The organism is Pseudomonadota bacterium (assembly GCA_039193195.1).
Taxonomy (GTDB): Bacteria; Pseudomonadota; Gammaproteobacteria; order Steroidobacterales; family JBCBZW01; genus JBCBZW01.
Genome location: JBCCWS010000069.1, coordinates 1 through 16826 on the forward strand (window position 1 = coordinate 1; position 16826 = coordinate 16826).

Annotated in this window: 14 protein-coding genes; 7 read left to right on the top strand and 7 right to left on the bottom strand. The window is 62.1% G+C overall.

What is annotated here, in order from left to right; translation table 11 throughout:
- On the bottom strand, positions 1-245 hold a 245-nt coding region (locus AAGA68_25900; protein ID MEM9388502.1), incomplete at its 3' end, for a hypothetical protein.
- 45 nt (positions 246-290) lie between these two features.
- On the bottom strand, positions 291-716 hold the full coding sequence (locus AAGA68_25905; protein ID MEM9388503.1) for a hypothetical protein: 426 nt from the start codon (positions 714-716) through the stop codon (positions 291-293).
- Positions 717-947: 231 nt separating this feature from the next.
- Here AAGA68_25905 and AAGA68_25910 point away from each other — a divergent pair, with 231 nt between their 5' ends.
- Positions 948-1382, top strand: coding sequence for a hypothetical protein (locus AAGA68_25910; protein MEM9388504.1), 435 nt, complete (start codon positions 948-950; stop codon positions 1380-1382).
- Between the two features lie 628 nt (positions 1383-2010).
- Here the strand turns inward: AAGA68_25910 and AAGA68_25915 are convergent.
- Together AAGA68_25915 and AAGA68_25920 are read right to left on the bottom strand one after the other, a co-directional pair.
- Positions 2011-2751, bottom strand: coding sequence for a glycine betaine ABC transporter substrate-binding protein (locus tag AAGA68_25915; GenBank protein ID MEM9388505.1), 741 nt, complete (start codon positions 2749-2751; stop codon positions 2011-2013).
- Between the two features lie 28 nt (positions 2752-2779).
- On the bottom strand, positions 2780-3070 hold the full coding sequence (locus tag AAGA68_25920) for a putative quinol monooxygenase (protein MEM9388506.1): 291 nt from the start codon (positions 3068-3070) through the stop codon (positions 2780-2782).
- A gap of 106 nt (positions 3071-3176) precedes the next feature.
- On the opposite strand from AAGA68_25920, the gene AAGA68_25925 reads away from it, so the two are divergent.
- Positions 3177-4088, top strand: a complete 912-nt coding sequence (locus AAGA68_25925; protein MEM9388507.1) for a LysR family transcriptional regulator — start codon at positions 3177-3179, stop codon at positions 4086-4088.
- Positions 4089-4423: 335 nt separating this feature from the next.
- On the opposite strand, the gene AAGA68_25930 is transcribed toward AAGA68_25925, so the two are convergent.
- Complete coding sequence (locus AAGA68_25930; GenBank protein ID MEM9388508.1) at positions 4424-6448, bottom strand: hypothetical protein; 2025 nt, start codon at positions 6446-6448, stop codon at positions 4424-4426.
- Between the two features lie 191 nt (positions 6449-6639).
- Here AAGA68_25930 and AAGA68_25935 point away from each other — a divergent pair, with 191 nt between their 5' ends.
- Both AAGA68_25935 and AAGA68_25940 read left to right on the top strand, forming a co-directional pair.
- Entirely contained in the window at positions 6640-7377 is a 738-nt protein-coding gene (locus AAGA68_25935) for a hypothetical protein (GenBank protein MEM9388509.1), read from the top strand.
- A gap of 280 nt (positions 7378-7657) precedes the next feature.
- Complete coding sequence (locus tag AAGA68_25940; GenBank protein ID MEM9388510.1) at positions 7658-10918, top strand: DEAD/DEAH box helicase; 3261 nt, start codon at positions 7658-7660, stop codon at positions 10916-10918.
- A 148-nt stretch (positions 10919-11066) separates the two neighbouring features.
- On the opposite strand, the gene AAGA68_25945 is transcribed toward AAGA68_25940, so the two are convergent.
- Both AAGA68_25945 and AAGA68_25950 read right to left on the bottom strand, forming a co-directional pair.
- Positions 11067-11732, bottom strand: a complete 666-nt coding sequence (locus AAGA68_25945) for a glutathione S-transferase family protein (protein MEM9388511.1) — start codon at positions 11730-11732, stop codon at positions 11067-11069.
- A gap of 354 nt (positions 11733-12086) precedes the next feature.
- On the bottom strand, positions 12087-12944 hold the full coding sequence (locus AAGA68_25950; protein MEM9388512.1) for an SDR family NAD(P)-dependent oxidoreductase: 858 nt from the start codon (positions 12942-12944) through the stop codon (positions 12087-12089).
- A 183-nt stretch (positions 12945-13127) separates the two neighbouring features.
- Here AAGA68_25950 and AAGA68_25955 point away from each other — a divergent pair, with 183 nt between their 5' ends.
- The 3 genes from AAGA68_25955 to AAGA68_25965 form a co-directional block, all read left to right on the top strand.
- A complete protein-coding gene (locus AAGA68_25955; GenBank protein ID MEM9388513.1) occupies positions 13128-13649 on the top strand; it encodes a helix-turn-helix domain-containing protein in 522 nt (173 codons plus the stop codon).
- A 65-nt stretch (positions 13650-13714) separates the two neighbouring features.
- Positions 13715-13900: a hypothetical protein gene (locus tag AAGA68_25960; protein ID MEM9388514.1), complete on the top strand. Its 186-nt coding sequence runs from the start codon at positions 13715-13717 to the stop codon at positions 13898-13900.
- 204 nt (positions 13901-14104) lie between these two features.
- Positions 14105-16826, top strand: a 2722-nt coding sequence (locus AAGA68_25965) for a hypothetical protein (GenBank protein ID MEM9388515.1), incomplete at its 3' end; no start/stop codon positions are given.

Consider the following 16826-nt stretch of genomic DNA (forward strand, 5'->3'; position numbering starts at 1 on the left):
CGCCATGGCCCGATGCGTGTCGGGGCCGTGTTCGACTCCAGGTCCTCGAGCGCGTCGAGTGCGACCTGGTCCACGATGCCGCTGATGGTCTGCGACTCGTGGGACTGGATCAGGCTGACAACTTGCTCGATGAGGTCAGCGTCGCTGTCGCACTGCGCACGTACGAACGCTGCACGTTCGCTAGCGGGCAGCTCCGTAGCTTGGTGAAAAACAGCCTTGATGCGTTCCCAGCGATCTGGCGTCATTGGATCGGCGTATCGAGGATTGGATGGGCCTAGAGTCTACGGCATCTATTCGAAGGTCAATCGCCGGAGGCGAATCACGAGATTGCGATCGTCGTTGCTGTGCCACACGCCGTTGTGGATGGTCGAGAACTCGTAGGTCATGCCATCGTGCACGTACAGGTTCGGCCCGATCTGCTGATAGCGAACGCTCTTATTGCCTCCTGCCGGCGTCACCTGGATCCCGTCGTGGCGGTGGCGGATGCGATTGACTGCCGAGCTACCGGATAGCTGCCAGTCGCCCGTGAGATCGATCTGCTGCTGCGACCCTCCGTAGTTGCCGGACGTACGCTCTGCGCGGCGATCCTCCGCGCGTTGGCCGATCTCCGCGATGCGCTGCCAGACCTCAGGATCGTTCAAATTGTGTTCTAGGTTGGTGCAGCCGGAGCTGATGAGCATGGCCAGGATGGCGGCGCTCGTGCGTGTTGTTGTCATCGGGGGCACTCCCTTGGCGTGGATAGCGGGTCATCACCCTGGAATGCGTCGTCGCGGCGAGAATCGTTCGGCCCGTCGGTAGAACCTGAAGCGCTCGACGCGCTTCTAGCGGTTGAAAGGGGAGTGCTGCCGGGGGTCGGGGTAGGTGATCGCGCGTCTGCGCCGAACGATCTCGTGCGAGGTGACGCTCTAGGAGGTGAGATCACTTTCGCCGACACAGGAGAACACACCATGAAGCCCATCCTCGTCCTCACGCTCATCGCCACCGCGGTCACTGTCACGCCTGCCCATGCGGGTGATGGAGCCGCCGCACGAATCCTCAACGCCTTGAGCCGCGCCATCCAAGCCGAGCAGGCCGGCGCGGATGGCTACGGCGACGATCGTCTCGTCGAGGCGGCCTCCTACGAGAACTACGGGCCCGTGATCTTCGATGTGCGCGGTCGCTGGCATATGCGCGATGGCAACGTAAACCGTTTCCAGCCTACCTACGATGGCATCTATGTGATTCCCGAGGGGCGTGGCCGCGGTGTGCACTACATCGAGATCGGCCCCAATCTGTATCAGGACGCGAACAGCACTGGTACCTACGAGATTATCGATCGGGGCTACGCCATCTGGCGGAGCAACGATCGGAAGAACGTCGTGATCGAGTTGTTTCGGGAGTAGCGGGTTGAGGTCACGGCGGCTGGTCGGGCGCGTCGGCCTCGACCATTTGCTGCATGCGCGGAGAGACTAGGCCACGGTCAACCCCGACACCCGCGGAGACTTGAGTATCGCGAGCCTCGACAACTGGTACCCAGGCGCATCGGGCCCGTGAATGCAGCCCTTCTCAGGTTGCGTTTCCGGGCTCGGATCGCTGGCAGCAACTTCTGGAGGATGGGTTTGGCTACTTCTTCTCGCCGACAACAGCAAGCGTGCCGCTTCGGTCGTAGTACTCTCTCCGAGATTGTTTACTTCCGGTAGGCTGGGACGACACGCCTATGCCGAATGCAAGGGTTTTACTGACCTGAGGCACGCCGCCTCTGCGGCTTCACGCATCTCTTGGCTTACGGACTTGCCGCTAACTCCTCGCCTGAACGCGTCGAACCGGAGATCGAGCGGCGGCAATTAGCTCAAACCATCGAATGGTGACTCATGGGGGTCAAAGATGCCCGCTTATGGGGGCAAGGGCGCATGCGTACGCCCACAGGGTCTTCTGTGGGTTGGCTCAAAAGCCCCTACTGACTACCTCACCGAATCTTACGCCTCTTCCAAGCGGGATTCGCCACAGCGCAAGCTCTCGATTCGGATAAGTTCACTCACCCGCGCTGGCATTGCTGCGTAGCGCATCTTCCAACGCGCTTAGCTTTGGATTGCCAATGTGGAGTTGCGACAGCGCCTTGAGCGCTGCATCGCCAATTCTGGACTTCGCGTCCTTTCGGACAATGAGGGTCGCGTCGTCCTGCGTCCCCAGCAGCCCTTTCGGTTCACTAAGGGCGCGTATCGCGTAGCGATTGTGTAAGAACTGCGGATGCCACAACGGAACGACGACCCAACGCTCCTCCTCCACTGCCTCTTCGAAGCGATCGAAACACTCTTCCTCGGTTCCAGACCGGAACTCATAGCCGGCATCGCCGAGCCCATAGGCGACGATCACCTCCTCGGAGAAGCGGCTGATGCCGGCACCAGGGTTGATGCCCTGAATCAGGCGCTCCATCCGCGCGAGCGCAGGCTCACGCAGGAGATCCTCGACACTTGAGACGTCGGACTCCGGTACAGACTCTGGCACGCCCCAGATGCAAAAAGGCTCGTACAGAACCGTTAGCTTCTCGACCTGGTCGAGCATGGGGTTGAGGTAGACCTCGTGACTCGAGGGCAGCCAAGCCGACGCCAGAAGGTCAATCTCGCCTGCGCCGAGCATTTCGAACGCAGCCTCGTGATGCGCAGATGCATGGCTCACCTCGTGGCCATGGGATTCCAGGACGGTGGCGACCTCCAGTGCACTGGCTTCGTGGAAGGAAAGGGCGATGTGCCCGAGACGGATAGGCTCTGACATGTCTCCTCCAGGGCGATGGTGCTGCTGGTTAGCCGATCAGGCTCATTTCATTGAGCGTGAACTCCACGACTGCGCCATCCGTGGCTGCCATGTAGGCGGCAAGGTGCGGCGCGTTCATGTGGGTCTGCCAAAGCTCGCGTGACTCCCAGTTTTCGTAGAACAGAAAGTGGGCCGGGTTTTCGTTGTCCTGGTGGAGGTCGTACTGGATACAGCCTTCTTCCGCTCGGGTGATCGGAAGCAGCTTCTCCAGTTCTGCTTTCACGAGATCGACTTGATCGGGGTTCGCGTGGATGTTGGCGACGATGGTGAGTTTGCTCATGGCTCAAATCCCCTGACTGTGTGCCTTCAACGAGTCCGACGATATTTATTTGCCATGAGCGGATAAATAGGCAACGATCGGATAAATAATCCGCTTCAACCGTATAATGTTGCTGGATAACATCGCGCTGTTCGTTCAAATCGTCGAGAAGGGAAGCCTCGCTGCCGCTGGGCGTGAGGTAGGGCTTTCGTCGACCACGGTCTCCGAGCGCCTGGCCGCTCTGGAAGCCCACTACGGGGTGGTCCTACTGAACCGCACGACGCGAGTCATCAGCCTTACCGATGAAGGCCGCACCCTGATTGACGGCGCGAAATCGGTCTTGGGCGTGGTGGAGGATCTGGATACACGCATTCGCCTAGGCGCACAAACACTCTCCGGTCCCATCAGGGTTAGTGCTCCGAGCGATTTAGGCCAAGCCGTAGTGGTTCCTGAAGTGAACCGGTTTTTGGAGGAGCACGAAGCCGTCTCGATTGAGCTGCTACTGACAGACGGTTACGTCGATGTTGTTGGTGAGGGGGTAGATATCGCCCTGCGTTTTGGGCCGATAGCCGACAGCACGCTCAGGGTTCGCCCGCTGGGCGCCAGGCAACGCATCGTTTGCGCATCACCCGAATATCTCGACACACATGGCACTCCGACAAGGCCGGAAGACCTGGAGAAGCACAACTGTCTTGTAATGCGATTCGGTGCGAACCTCGACAACGTTTGGCGCTTCGGGCCGCACGGCAAACACAAAATCATCGCCGTAAGCGGCGACCGCACGTCCAACGATGGCGCGGTGGTGCGCAAGTGGTGCTTAGACGGCCACGGCATAGCCAAAAAGTCAGAGATCGATGTTGGCGCCGACATTCGCGCGGGAAGACTGGTGCCGTTGCTGGGCGAGTACGCGCCCCCGATGACATCTCTACAGATGCTATATCCACCGAGCCGCGCTCAGCCACGCCGTGTACGTGAACTTGCAGACCGACTCGCGTCGACCCTTGAGTCTCTCCACCATGGCTCGCCAGCAAACAGGTGATTTGCGAATGCAACAACGGCTTCAGGAGGCTTACTTTGTAGCGCGGATGGATGCCTAGCCTTAGCTGTACTAGGCGCGACCTGATCTGACAGTTACCGACCTCGCGTGGGCATTGCCCCACGTCGTGCGCTCTCGGTTTCTTTATCGCTGCGCTCGGAGCGTAGCTGCGCATGTCTCGTCGGGACAGCAACTTCCCGTTAGCTCAAGATGGAACGAGGACAAGCAACGACATCGCGCATTGCTCACTCGCGGCCACGCGAACGCCACGCATCTCGAAACTGCCTCACGCACCCTGATGACCCCACCACTTGCTCAGACATCGACACAAGCGCCCGTCACGGCACGAACCTCACCGCCCCTCCGATCGTCACTTGCAGCCGATCGCCGACGTTAGCCAAGAACTGTTCACCGCAGGTCCAGCGGCCGAATTCGTCGGTGCGGAAGCTGGCGCTTTGCCCGCTCGTCTCGTTGACGCAATTCCCCCCGGCCTGACGCAAGCGATCCGTGTCACCGCTCACCTGAGCCACCTCGCCCACCACGCCGCTCAGGCGCACGGTCACTCGCTCGGCGGGCGTCACGGCTAAGCCGAGAGCTTCGCAGTCGATCGCCGCCATGTCGGCGGCAGCGTCCAACGGCTGCGACACCACTTGTTCCGTGTTGCCGTTGCGGCAAACGCCGAATCCGCTGGCAAAACCACTAATGGAAGCGTTGAGCGTTGGAGCGCGACCAAATACAGCGAAAACCCGGTCACCACGCGTATCGCCAATCAGGAAATCGTCCACACCATCCGCATTGATGTCGCCCGCCGGGGACACGGCGCTCTCCTCCTCTCCACTCACCCCAAGCACGACGAAGCCAAGGGTGCCATCTCCGCCGCCGTCCGGCCTCAGAGCGCTCAGATCGAATTCGGCGGGCCAGCCCGTGCGTCGTCCGAACACCACCGCCACGTCCGCCGGCGTCGTAATTGCCAGGTCTGCCAGCCCGTCTCCGTTGATGTCGCCGAGGCCTGCCTGACTGCCGCCATAGCTGAACACGACACCACGTGAGCCATCGCCGCCGTTTGCCGCCAGGAGTTCGTCCGCGGTCACTTCGATGCCGAACGGCGAGGCACTGCCGAACACCAAGACCGAACGCTCCTCGGGATCGATGCGCCTAGGGCCGACCAGCATGTCATCCAGGCCATCGCCGTTCACATCACCAACCAGCTCTACCTGGCCGCCAAACTGCCGCTGCGTGTCGGAGATGATGGTGCCCCGGGTGCCGTCGGCGCCGTTTTCCTCGTACAGGGACTCGGTGTTCACCTCGGCGCCCAGGCTTGTGGTGGGACCGAAGATGACGAAGGCGCCGCCGCGCGCCGGGCCAGGAATGCGCGAGGACGGTCCGCCGAGCAGCAGATCAATCTCGCCATCACCGTTTACGTCGCCGTCCCCGCTGATGTCGAATCCCAGCTGCCCGTAGGTGTAGCCGTAGTACTCACCGCCGCCGCGAAAAACCACGCCTCGCGATCCGTCGCCACCGTTCTCCGGCCGCAGCTCGTCGAGGTCTATCTCGCGCCGCAAGCGTGGCGCCCCATAGAGCAGATAGGTGAAGCCCTCGCCGTAGAAGTCGCCCAGAAAGGCCTCCGGCGCCGGAGCACCAATGAGCATGTCATCGAAGCCGTCGCCGTTGACATCTCCCGCCGGTGCAAGGGAGTAGCCGAGCATGCTGGAGGCGGCATCGAATTCGATGGCACGATCGCGCTTGGCCACCTTCGCTTGTCCGTTGCGCGCCGCACCCAGGATGATCAGCTCACGGGTTGCGTTGCCGCCGTCACAATTGAAGCCATCTACGAAGGCACGATCCAGCGGGCGACCGATCAGCAGATCGTCGAAGCCGTCGCCATTGACGTCTCCCGCGCCACTCGTTCGAGGAAAGCAGCCGCTATAGAAGCTGTCGACGAGGACGCCGACGGAGCCGTCGCCACCGTTCTCCGGCTCCAGGGAATTGAGATCGAGTTCTGCCGGGCCCTGGTCGTCGCGACCGAAGACGACAGCGACTGGCGCCCCCGTCCCGCTGAGTTGAAAGGGCGGGAGGGCGATGTCGTCGATACCGTCCCCGTCGAAGTCACCGATGCCCTGGGTGTCGAAGCCGATCGTGTTGAACACCTCGTCGCCGAAGCTAAACGCGTTGATCACGTATCCCAAGCTGCCGTCACCGCCGTTTTCGGGCTCCAGATCCGTGATGACGAACTGCGCCGGGAAGGGCTCTGCAAGCGCCAGGGGCGCGAGCAAAGCGAGGCCGACGGTAGGCGGCGTGGTCCTGAGGGCGCGTCGAACCGCCTGCACCAGAGCTTGATGGCGGGTAGTGCGAGAATGGGGCATGGCCGATCTCTTCGAGTGCTGATGGAAAGAGCATACGGTGGGTCCATTTCGTTCTCGTGACCCACCGCCTGTCTAGCTTGGCGCCCACACCCCGATGAGCCGAATCACGCAGCTTTAGCGCCTAGGGGTATGCAAGCCCATGGCGAAGACCACGAACGCCGTCATCGCCCCAGTATCACGACGGAGTCCCCATGATTAGTCTTTCCGGGATCAACGCGAAGTTGTTCGATTCACTCGATATGAAGCTGATCAGCACACCGATCCTGGACTCGGCCGGGCTGCAGCAGGCGCTACAGACCCTCGGCAAGGGCGCGCTCAACGATCTGGCCTTCCCGGACGACCTGCTAGAACGGCTTCAAGACTCAGATGATCCCACCTCAAACGCCGATAACTCGGACGTGTGGGATGCCTATGTCTCCCAAATGGCGAACGATCCCGACGAGGCGGGAGCCTCGGTGCGCGAGCTCGACGCAGCGCTGCGCGAACTGGCCACGGACCCAGCGCGCGTCGACACCGCCGACGTCGACGCCCTGGTGGCCGATCTCGCGGACGGCGTGCCCGTGGGGGGTGCCAGCGCAGGCCAGGTTACCTCTGCCCTAGGCAGCGGCGTGCTCGCCAACATCAAGGAGTCCATGGGCAACTTGCAGCAGATGCTGGAGAGTCGACTGGAGACGCTGGGTGAACTTTCCGCCGAGGACGTCTCCGGCGCCGTGGACGAACTGCGTGAGGCGCCTTCAGACGAGGAGGCCGTGGTGGACGCCGCGCCGGAGCTTCCATACGAAGTGGAACTGGTGGAGGACATCGAGGAGGTGGACGCGCTGGACGCCAATGTCATCGACGCGCAACCCGACGCATGGTTCGCCCCCGAGGACAGTGATCCGCCGGAGGATGACGGCGCCGACGTGAGGAGCGATGTGCTCACCGATTGAGCTGCGCACGTATGCAGCTATCGTGAGAGAGGCACAACGCTGCCCTGGCTGAGGTAGCGCGGTGACTTAGCCTCGCGCGGATGCCCTGACCACCACCGCGACGATGTCGCCCGGGCTTACGCTTAGCACTTCGCAGCGAGAGCTGGGAGGCACGGGCGCGCAGATCGTTTACCACGCCCGTGGTAGCTTGGTCCGCCCTAGCGGTACCATAGCTGCCGCCCACCCAGCTCACTCCCCACGCAACAGGCACACCAACTATCCGCCGACCACAACGCAGCCCATGATCGACCCCAGCCGACTAGACCCCGCCTGGTTGGCCGACGAGACCAGCACCACCTCATTCGCCAGGGGTCGTCGCTACGCGCGCGAAGGGCGCGCACGGATAACCGGCACCATGGTCGACCCCACTAGGGTGATCCTCGCCGGCTCCTGCATCGGCAGCACTGAAGAGCCCTACCGGCAGGAAATCGAGATCACCATCGATCGCTACGGGAATCCAGAGCTGGACGGCGACTGCACTTGCCCGGTCGGCTTCAACTGCAAACATGTGGTGGCCGTGGTGCTCACCTGGCTCGAACAACAAACGGGTACTTCTGCAGCCACCGATCGCGTGACTGCCTGGCTGGATGAGCTGCGCGACAGCGATACCTCGCCCGATGAGGCGCGCTCGGGCGCGACCAGCGAGTCCCTGCTGTATCTGCTCAAGCATGGACAGCACCCGGACGGGGAAGCCGCCATCGAGCTAGTCGCTTGCCGCAAGCGCAAGGATGGTGCCTGGACCAAGGGCCGTGCGGTCAGCCTGGCCGGCGTCGACCGCATGCAGTACCGCGGATCCTACATGCGCCCCATCGATCGCGAGATCCTGGATCTGCTCCTGGTGGGCGGGCGCAACCAATGGACACAACGCACCCGCTTGAGCGGCATCACCGGCCACCTCGCGCTTCAAAAAATGGCATCGACTGGCCGTCTCTACCTGGCAGAGGATCGCCTCGGCCCCCTAACGCGCGGCCCCAACCGCAACCTCACGGTGGCTTGGGCACCGTGCGAGGGTGGCTACAAGCCCACACTGGACGTGACGCCCAACGTTCACGCGCTATTGAGTCTATCCACCCCCGCCTACATCGACGAGGCCGCCTTGGCCATCGGCGATTTTACGCTAGCAGAGAACTTGACTAGCGATCACCTCCGCTGGTTGCTACGAGCGCCAGTGGTGGCCACCGACCGCGTGGAGGAGGTAAGCCGGCACCTTGCGCGAAGTGCCCCTAGCGTGCCAACCCCCGTGGCTGTACCAGTGGCGGACTTACGCACCCCGCCGCAGCCTTGCCTCATCATAGACGTGGACCCGAGCACGCCCCTGCGGGGTGAAGCGCGCTTGTGCTTTCGCTACGGACATGCCGGCGAAGTACAAATAGCACCCACAGACACCCACCAAACCCTGGTGATCGAGACGGACGACGGACTGCTTCACGTGCACCGCGACGCCTCCGCGGAACGCCAGGCGGCGCCGCGCCTCGCCGCCTCCGGCCTGGTGGAGATCAGCGAGGAGCTGTTCGTGCTCTTGGATGATGAGCCCGGCATCAGCCTGCGCCACGAGTGGCTCGACTGGTGGCACCGCGAAGCACCGAAGCTGCGCGACGAGGGCTGGGTGGTGGAGTATCGCGGGGAATCGGACTTTGGCGTGCGCCAAGCGAGCGCCCTGAGCGGCGCCATCGACGAGGGGGCTGGGGATTGGTTCAGCCTACGCTTTGATCTGCAGGTGGACGGTCAAGACCTGCCCATGCTGCCCCTGGTCGCTGAGCTGCTCGAGCAGTACCGCCCCGGGCAACTCCCCGATACGCTTTACCTGGAGGTGGAGCCCGGAGAGTTCGTTCGCATTGACGCGGCGCTCATCGCGCCGGTGCTCGAGACCATCCTGGAGTTGCACAACAACGACGACAAGGAGCAACTCACGCTGGCCAGGGCCGACGCCGCCCGCCTGCTCGATCTGGGCGACCTCCCCATCCGCGGCGGCACCAGCTTGCGCCGCTTGGCTAACAAACTTGCAGACTGGTCAGGCTTACGTACGGTAAAGCTCCCTTCTACCTTCAAGGGCACCCTGCGCACCTACCAACAGCACGGCGTCGACTGGCTGCAGTTCCTGCGCGAGTACGGCTTCAACGGCATCCTCGGCGACGACATGGGCCTCGGCAAGACCATCCAGACCCTCGCCCACCTGGCCGTCGAACGTCGGGCCGGCCGCATGGACATCCCGAGCCTCATCGTCGCGCCCACCAGCTTGATGAGCAACTGGCGCCGCGAAGCCGCGCAGTTCACACCAAGGCTGAAGGTACTCGTACTCCACGGGCCACAGCGAGAAACCTGGTTCTCGCAGCTGGCGCAGTTCGACGTCGTGCTCACCACCTACCCGCTGCTGCCACGCGACCGCGATACCCTGCTCGGCCAACCCTGGCACTACGTGATCCTGGACGAAGCCCAACACGTCAAGAACCCCAAGGCTCAGGCCGCACAGGTGATCCGCGGCCTCGACTGCCGCCACCGCCTCTGCCTCACGGGCACGCCACTGGAGAACCACCTGCGCGAGCTGTGGACGCAGTTCGATTTCCTGATGCCGGGCTTCCTGGGCGACGCCGCGTACTTCGCTAACCACTACGCCACTCCCATCGAGAAGCACGGCAAGCGCGAGCGACTGGAGGCCCTCACTCGCCGCGTGCGGCCCTTCCTGCTTCGCCGTACCAAGGAGCGAGTGGCGAGCGAGTTGCCGGCGAAGAGCGAGTTCCTTCGCGCAGCGTCGCTCGGCACCCACCAGGCGAGGCTCTACGAGAGCATTCGCCTCACCATGGAATCGCGGGTGCGCAAGGCCATCACCGCCCGCGGCTTAGCGCGCAGCCACATCGTGATGCTCGACGCGCTGTTAAAGCTGCGACAAGTGTGTTGCGACCCGCGACTCCTCCCCGCAAACACACCAGGCGCGGAGCGCGCCGGCTCGGCCAAGTTCGAGTTGCTGTTCGAGATCCTGCCAGAACTACTGGAAGACGGTCGGCGGGTGCTGCTGTTCTCGCAGTTTACGACTATGTTAGGCCTCATTGAGGATGAGCTACTCAAGCGAGAGATCGCTTACAGCAAACTCACGGGCCAGACTCGGCGCCGCGACGAGGCCATCGACAGGTTCCGCGGAGGTGAGGTCGACTTGTTTCTGATCTCCCTCAAAGCTGGCGGCGTGGGTCTGAATCTGGTCGAGGCCGACACGGTGATTCACTACGACCCGTGGTGGAACCCCGCCGCCGAGCGCCAGGCGACGGATCGTGCCCACCGTATCGGCCAGCACCGACCGGTCTTCGTCTACAAGCTCGTCACGGAGGGTACGGTGGAGGAGAAGATCATCGCGTTGCAGGCGCGTAAGCAGGCGCTGGCCGATGCCACCTACGGTCAGGGCGTGGCACAGGACCAACCGCCCATCGACGAGGACATGATCCGCGAGCTGTTCCGCGCTGATAGCGCGGAGGGCGCTACACGAACTGCGGATCGCCCGGCCGATCGCTAACGTAGGCGGCATGCTGTGCGCAGGCCCGCGCCATCAAGCAAAGATGTCGATTCCGCATCGTTCCCTGCGCCTGCGAGAAAGTGACCATCTGATCGCGATGATCGACGAACAGCACAGTAACCGAAGTCATGGCTGCCCGATGCACCGCTTACGAATCAGCGGCTTTCTTTGCGAGATCGGCGAACGCCGCTTCGAATGCTGGACGGGCAGCCAGACGCTCGCGGTAGGCGCGGAAGGTCTCGTCGCGGCATAGTCCGTAAGCCCGTGCCCAGCCCACGTTGTGACCCATCACGATATCGGCGGCACTGAAGCTGTCTCCGCAGATATATGCGCCGTTACTGAGTCTTGCCAAAATCTGTGGCTCGACTTCATCGGCGATCTTGTTCATGGCGCGTTCGACGACGCGCGGATCGGCTTCGCTTTTGGGCAATAGGTCGCGGTGCATGCGAATCTGCCACAACATCGAGTCCATCCATGAACCGCTGAAATGCATCATCTGCAAGTAGTCGGCTCGTTCGCGGCTGAGTCCTGGGGCCGGCGCAAGCTGCTTGTCTTGGAAGGCATCCGCCAGCCACTCGACGATTGCCGCACTCTCGAGGACATGCTGAGTCGAGCCGTCCTCCCAGACGACTTCAAGCACAGGAACAGCGTGGTTGGGGTTCTTCTGCAGGAATTCGGGAGCGTACTGCTCACCCCGCATCAGCTGCATGCTTTGGAGAACGAAATCATCTCCCCAGGTTTCGTACAGCGCCCAGCGCACGCGAGCGCTACGGCTACCGGGGAAATGGTAGAGCTTGAGGGATTTGATGTTCACCGCTAACCGCGCTCACTCATGGTTAATAGGCCCCGTTCTCCGAATCCACAACGGGAAGAGCAATCCAGGGCAGCGAGCGTACCTAGCCGCTGACCCTAGTAGGCGCTTTCGTGGGCCCCCACATCATGGATGCAACTCATGGCTTAGGCGTTCACGGGGCCCTAGATCAGCCCCCCGTCACGCACAGACGCACATCAGTGACAGGAGATCTGCCTCTTGGTCTCGAGGAAGCGCCTTACTGCAGGATCCTTGGTGACGTCCAGTACCGGGCCTGACTCACGTGAGTATCAAACGTGCGCGTCACCGAACGCCCTGTCGGTACGACGGCCTATGCTGCGCGACACTGACCTTGGGTCAATCGTGGTGCCGCGTCATGTCCTGCATCACGCCCTCCAATATTCGAACGCGAATCGGCCGCGGCAAGGTCGAAAGCGCACTGGATAGGAACCAGCTCTTGAAGTGCGGATAGACGGTCGCGCGTCGACCGAGCGCGTCCAGAGTCTTCCTCGCAACCAAGCCGGCATCGGCGCCGTCACCTCGCATATCCGCTCGTTCCATGAAGCCCGTGGCGACCTGAGCCGGTGCACTGGTGAGCACGTCGATGCCTTCGGCCTGCAACTCGCGGTGAAGCCCTTCGGCAAGTGACTGCACATACGCTTTCGTCGCGGCGTAGTTGGCCGCTCTGGGAACACCCTGCCAACTTACTATCGAACTCATCAGGATGATTCCACCCGCTCGACGGGGACGCATGAGGTTCGCGAAGAAGTGTACTTGCTGAGCAAGATGGCGCACGTTCAGGTCGATCATTGCGAGTTCGTTGGTCATATCAGCGTTTACGAACGCGCCCGACGTGCCGAACCCCGCGTTGCCAACAAACAAGCCGACGTCCAAACCGGATACTGCTTGTTCCAGCAATCTAGTTCCCTCCGGCGTCGCGAGGTCCACAGCGGCAGACCGAGTCTCCACACTGTGCGTCTGAATGAGCTGGGAACTGAGCCGATCGAGCTTGTCAGCGTTTCTCGCAGCAAGGACGACATTTAGGCCACGCGCGGCAACTTCCCGAGCGATCTCCAGGCCTATCCCGCCGGAAGCACCCGTGACCACTGCCCACGCCCCATATCGTTCCCGCCGGGCGTCACGAGAGGCGTTCACTGGCGCAACTCGATGGCGATCTCGAGGACTGGATCGGCCCCAAGAACGACCACGTCGCATCCTTGCAGCGGTGTAGACGCGGAAATTCCGATTGCCAAGGCAAGCCCACAGATTAGATGCATGTACTCAGTCTCCCGCTTCTTTTGGGATCCACCTGACGCTGGCAGTCCACCCGCTTTAAGTTCCATCATGGAACTAACTTATCGGCTTGAGTTTCATAATGCAACTCACTAGAGTTTTGCCATGAAACGGAAATCCTTTGCTGACAAGCCATGCTCCATCGCCAGAACCCTGGATGTTCTCGGAGACTGGTGGAACCCGTTGATAATCCGAGAGGCCATGTACGGCGTCCGCCGCTTCGACGATATCCAGCGTTGGCTCGGGATAGGCCGCAACATCCTGACGCACCGACTAGCGCTACTGGTTGGTGAGGGTTATTTGGAGAAGCGGCGGTATCAGACGGCCCCAGAGCGCTTCGAATACGTACTAACGGACAAGGGGCGTGACGCGAGCAAGGTACTCATCGCACTCATGGCGTTCGGAGAGAAGTGGCACTTTGAGCCGGGCAACGAACCTATTCGCCTGTTCGACAAGCACACTGGAAAGCGCGTGCATGTGGCAGTCGTTGATGTGGGGTCAGGGAATCCGATAGACACGGCTGACCTCTATCCCGGCCCCGGGCCGGGTTTCCCTCACGCGGAGGATATTCAGCGAGCCCGCTTCCAAGAGTTTGAAGCGCGCGGTGGCTTCGACAATAGCGACTAGCCAGAACCGAGTAGCTACCCGGGTCGGTGTCGGCGATATCCCCGCGGGTACGGCCGAGCGTCCCGTTGACCGATCAACGTCTTCCCGTTCGACCCCTCAAAAACCAGGTCCTGCGCCGGCGTATCTTCAACTTCGACGATCTCCGCAACCTGGTGGAAGCGGGGCTTGTGACCAGCTTCGCAACGAACGGTCCCAGCGATGGCTTGGTCGCAGGGCTGAACTCGGCAGAGGCCGTCATCACCGCCCGGTGATCGCCCAGCCGCTGTTCTCGCCGTCGGTGGGTCCATCTTCTGTACAACCCACGGCTCAGCGTCGGAAGTGAGCTTGTTTCCGAATATTATGCGCCTAGCTAGTCAGGAGACGTAGCACCGCGGCTCGGTTCGGCCCAGGAAGCCCTTATCGCTACAGCGGTGCCTAACTAGAGGTCTTGACCTATGCGCGCACGCAGCCGCCTCATGACTGCCACCCTGGCCTTTACGCTAATACTGACAGGCTGCGGAGGCGGCGGCACCGGAGGCGGGGGAGATACGGGCGTCGCACCTCCCGACCCAGCACCCCCACCGCCGACGCCGGTGGGGACGTTCATCTCCGGTACGGTACTCGATACAAACGCCTTCGCGGACGACGGGTCGATCGTGGGCATTCGCGTGAGCTTCCTCGACGACAGCACTGTCGTCGAAACCGACGCCAACGGCGAGTTCCTGCTCGAAGATCTCGTTTCCGGTGAGAAGGTCATCGACTTCGATACCTCAGCGGCGACGCCCGCGCCGAACGGTGCCCCCTATGCAGGCTTCCGCGAACGGATCGTGCTGGTCGATGGCGCCAATCAGATCGATCGACCGTTTTACCTTCCCAGAGTCAACGAAGGCAGTCTGACCGCCGTAGACCCCGCTGCCAACACGGTTATCACCAACGCCGATATCGGCGTGAGCCTGACAGTATTGGCAGGTTCTGCCAGAGATCAGAACGGCGACCTGTACGCCGGCCAGCTCTCCATCTCCGTCGTCCCCGACGCTCTCGCGCCCGCGGCGCTACCGGAAGACCTCGAGCCCGGCCTGTTGTTCACCGTGCAACCGGTGGGGGTTACCTTCGATCCACCAGCGACGCTATCTGTCCGCAATGAGACGGACAATTGGCCTGCCGGCAGTCGGATCGACTTCTGGTCCCTCGACCCCGATACGGGCGCCTTCGGCATCGTGGGGCAAGGCGAAGTCAGTGGGAATGGGGCGACCATTGAGACCTTGACCGGAGGAGTTCGGGCCGCTGACTGGCACGCCCCCCTCCCCCCTGGCGTGGGCGAGGGCGAGACGCCCGACGACAACGATGGCAGATGCCAGGGCGATAACTGTTGCGACAAGGCGAAATGTCGGCTGGGCTCAGAAGTGGAGCTAAGCAACGGGCGTTTCCGGGAACACTTCCAATTGCCGGCCTACGTCTCTCAGAACCAGGCCCGTAGCTTGGAGTTCTCCTACGCTTCGGATCGCGCCTATCCGGTGGAGGTCATGACCATCGAGCCCGTGGTTGAGGCGCAGACACCGGTTCCCAACGAGATCTCTTACCAGGGCTTCATCGACGGGGTGATACAGGATTATGAGCCTAGCTTCGATTCGCGGTCCTTGGCCGCGGATTCAGATGAGGTATTCCGCGTCGCCTTGCCCTTGGACGCCACGGACCTGGCAACCGGTGCCTACGTTGGCCAAGCGCGCGTTTCCAGCCACTACGACGCTTCCACGGTGAGCTCCCGGATCTTCCAAGACGTCTTAGTGGTCAACGACCGAGGATCGGAATTCGGTGCAGGCTGGCGCCTGCTCGATCAACAGCGCATCTACCCCGCCGAATCCGGCGGTGTGATTCTGGTCGACGACAGCGGTTTGCCCAGGCGCTTCGTCGAAGCGAACGGCTCGGGCTCCATTGTCACCATCGTCGCCAGCGGCGACGGTGTTCCGCAGGTGACGTCGCTGCAGGCCCTTCTCGACGAGATGGGCATCCCGCACCAGTTCAGATCCACCGGTTCATTAATCGTTGGGGATACGCTGCCGACCATCAGCTTGGAGGACATTCAGGAATCATCGCTGTTCATCATGACGGGCACGAACAGCGTCGGTCTGTTTGGCTTCGGCGGACTGACGGACGAGATAAAGCGTAACGTCATAGACGTCCTGGAGTCAGCCCACGAGCAAGGCGTACCACTGCTGTTCGTCGGTGATGACATGGGCCCTAACACGAGTCAGTTGGTGGAGGCAGATCTCCTTCGCTACGAGCGGCTCACGGGCATCCGGCGCAATACGGCGGAAGAACCCCGCGGTGGCTTCTTCGGGGCCGTTGGATTCTGGCGCCTTCGCGTCCCCGATCATCCGATCTTCAACGGTCCCTTCGGCACGCTGGAAATCGACCCGAACTCGCCCTTCCCGAACGGTCTTGGCGAGGGCTCGGACTACTCCCCCGGCATCGATCAGCAAGCGAACCTGGGAGAGACTGTGCTCGTGGAGGAGTACGTTGACGCCGAAGCGGCGAACTCCGTCGACTCAGAGATTCTCAACGACCAGGCGGTGTTCACCCATCGCAACCAGACCTCGGGTGCGAATGCACTCACCATCACGGCTGAGTTACCCAGCACCCCCGGCGTCGCTATCGCGGATGAAGTGGCCTTGGTGCTGAAGAACGCCGTCGACTGGCTAACCACCAACATCACCGAAGCCGGCCAACTCATCTCACCCGCCGGCGACTACTCCGTACTCTCCGTATTGGATGACGGGAGCTACACGAGACGCACGAAGTTCGGTGACCTGTTCACTTTCAGTGCCAGCGGTTTTCTGGAATCGCATGTGGATCGCAATGGCAACAGCACCCGCTACGCCTACGACCAGGATGGACTGCTCACCTCGATCACCGACCCCGTGGGACGCGTTACCACCCTCGCCTACACGGGAGGGCTGCTGACGAGCACGACAGATCCAGCTGGCAGAACCACCGCGTTCGCCCACGACGCGGAGGGCAATCTGACGCGGGTAACCTTCCCTGACAACTCCAACCGACAGTTCGCCTACGACACTAGGCATCTCATGGTCGCCCAGACCGATCAACGCGACTTCACCACCACCTACTCGTACAACGAGGTGGGGCAGGTAGTCAGCAGCACACAGCCAGACGGTTCACTCAGAGTGCTCACCCCGGCGC

What these genes read in the sequence shown, in the direction of transcription:
- AAGA68_25905 (MEM9388503.1), bottom strand. Translation starts at nt 716, where the DNA reads ATGACAACAACACGCACGAGCGCCGCCATCCTGGCCATGCTCATCAGC.
- AAGA68_25910 (MEM9388504.1), top strand. Translation starts at nt 948, where the DNA reads ATGAAGCCCATCCTCGTCCTCACGCTCATCGCCACCGCGGTCACTGTC.
- AAGA68_25915 (MEM9388505.1), bottom strand. Translation starts at nt 2,751, where the DNA reads ATGTCAGAGCCTATCCGTCTCGGGCACATCGCCCTTTCCTTCCACGAA.
- AAGA68_25920 (MEM9388506.1), bottom strand. Translation starts at nt 3,070, where the DNA reads ATGAGCAAACTCACCATCGTCGCCAACATCCACGCGAACCCCGATCAA.
- AAGA68_25925 (MEM9388507.1), top strand. Translation starts at nt 3,177, where the DNA reads ATGTTGCTGGATAACATCGCGCTGTTCGTTCAAATCGTCGAGAAGGGA.
- AAGA68_25930 (MEM9388508.1), bottom strand. Translation starts at nt 6,448, where the DNA reads ATGCCCCATTCTCGCACTACCCGCCATCAAGCTCTGGTGCAGGCGGTT.
- AAGA68_25935 (MEM9388509.1), top strand. Translation starts at nt 6,640, where the DNA reads ATGATTAGTCTTTCCGGGATCAACGCGAAGTTGTTCGATTCACTCGAT.
- AAGA68_25940 (MEM9388510.1), top strand. Translation starts at nt 7,658, where the DNA reads ATGATCGACCCCAGCCGACTAGACCCCGCCTGGTTGGCCGACGAGACC.
- AAGA68_25950 (MEM9388512.1), bottom strand. Translation starts at nt 12,944, where the DNA reads ATGCGACGTGGTCGTTCTTGGGGCCGATCCAGTCCTCGAGATCGCCAT.
- AAGA68_25955 (MEM9388513.1), top strand. Translation starts at nt 13,128, where the DNA reads ATGAAACGGAAATCCTTTGCTGACAAGCCATGCTCCATCGCCAGAACC.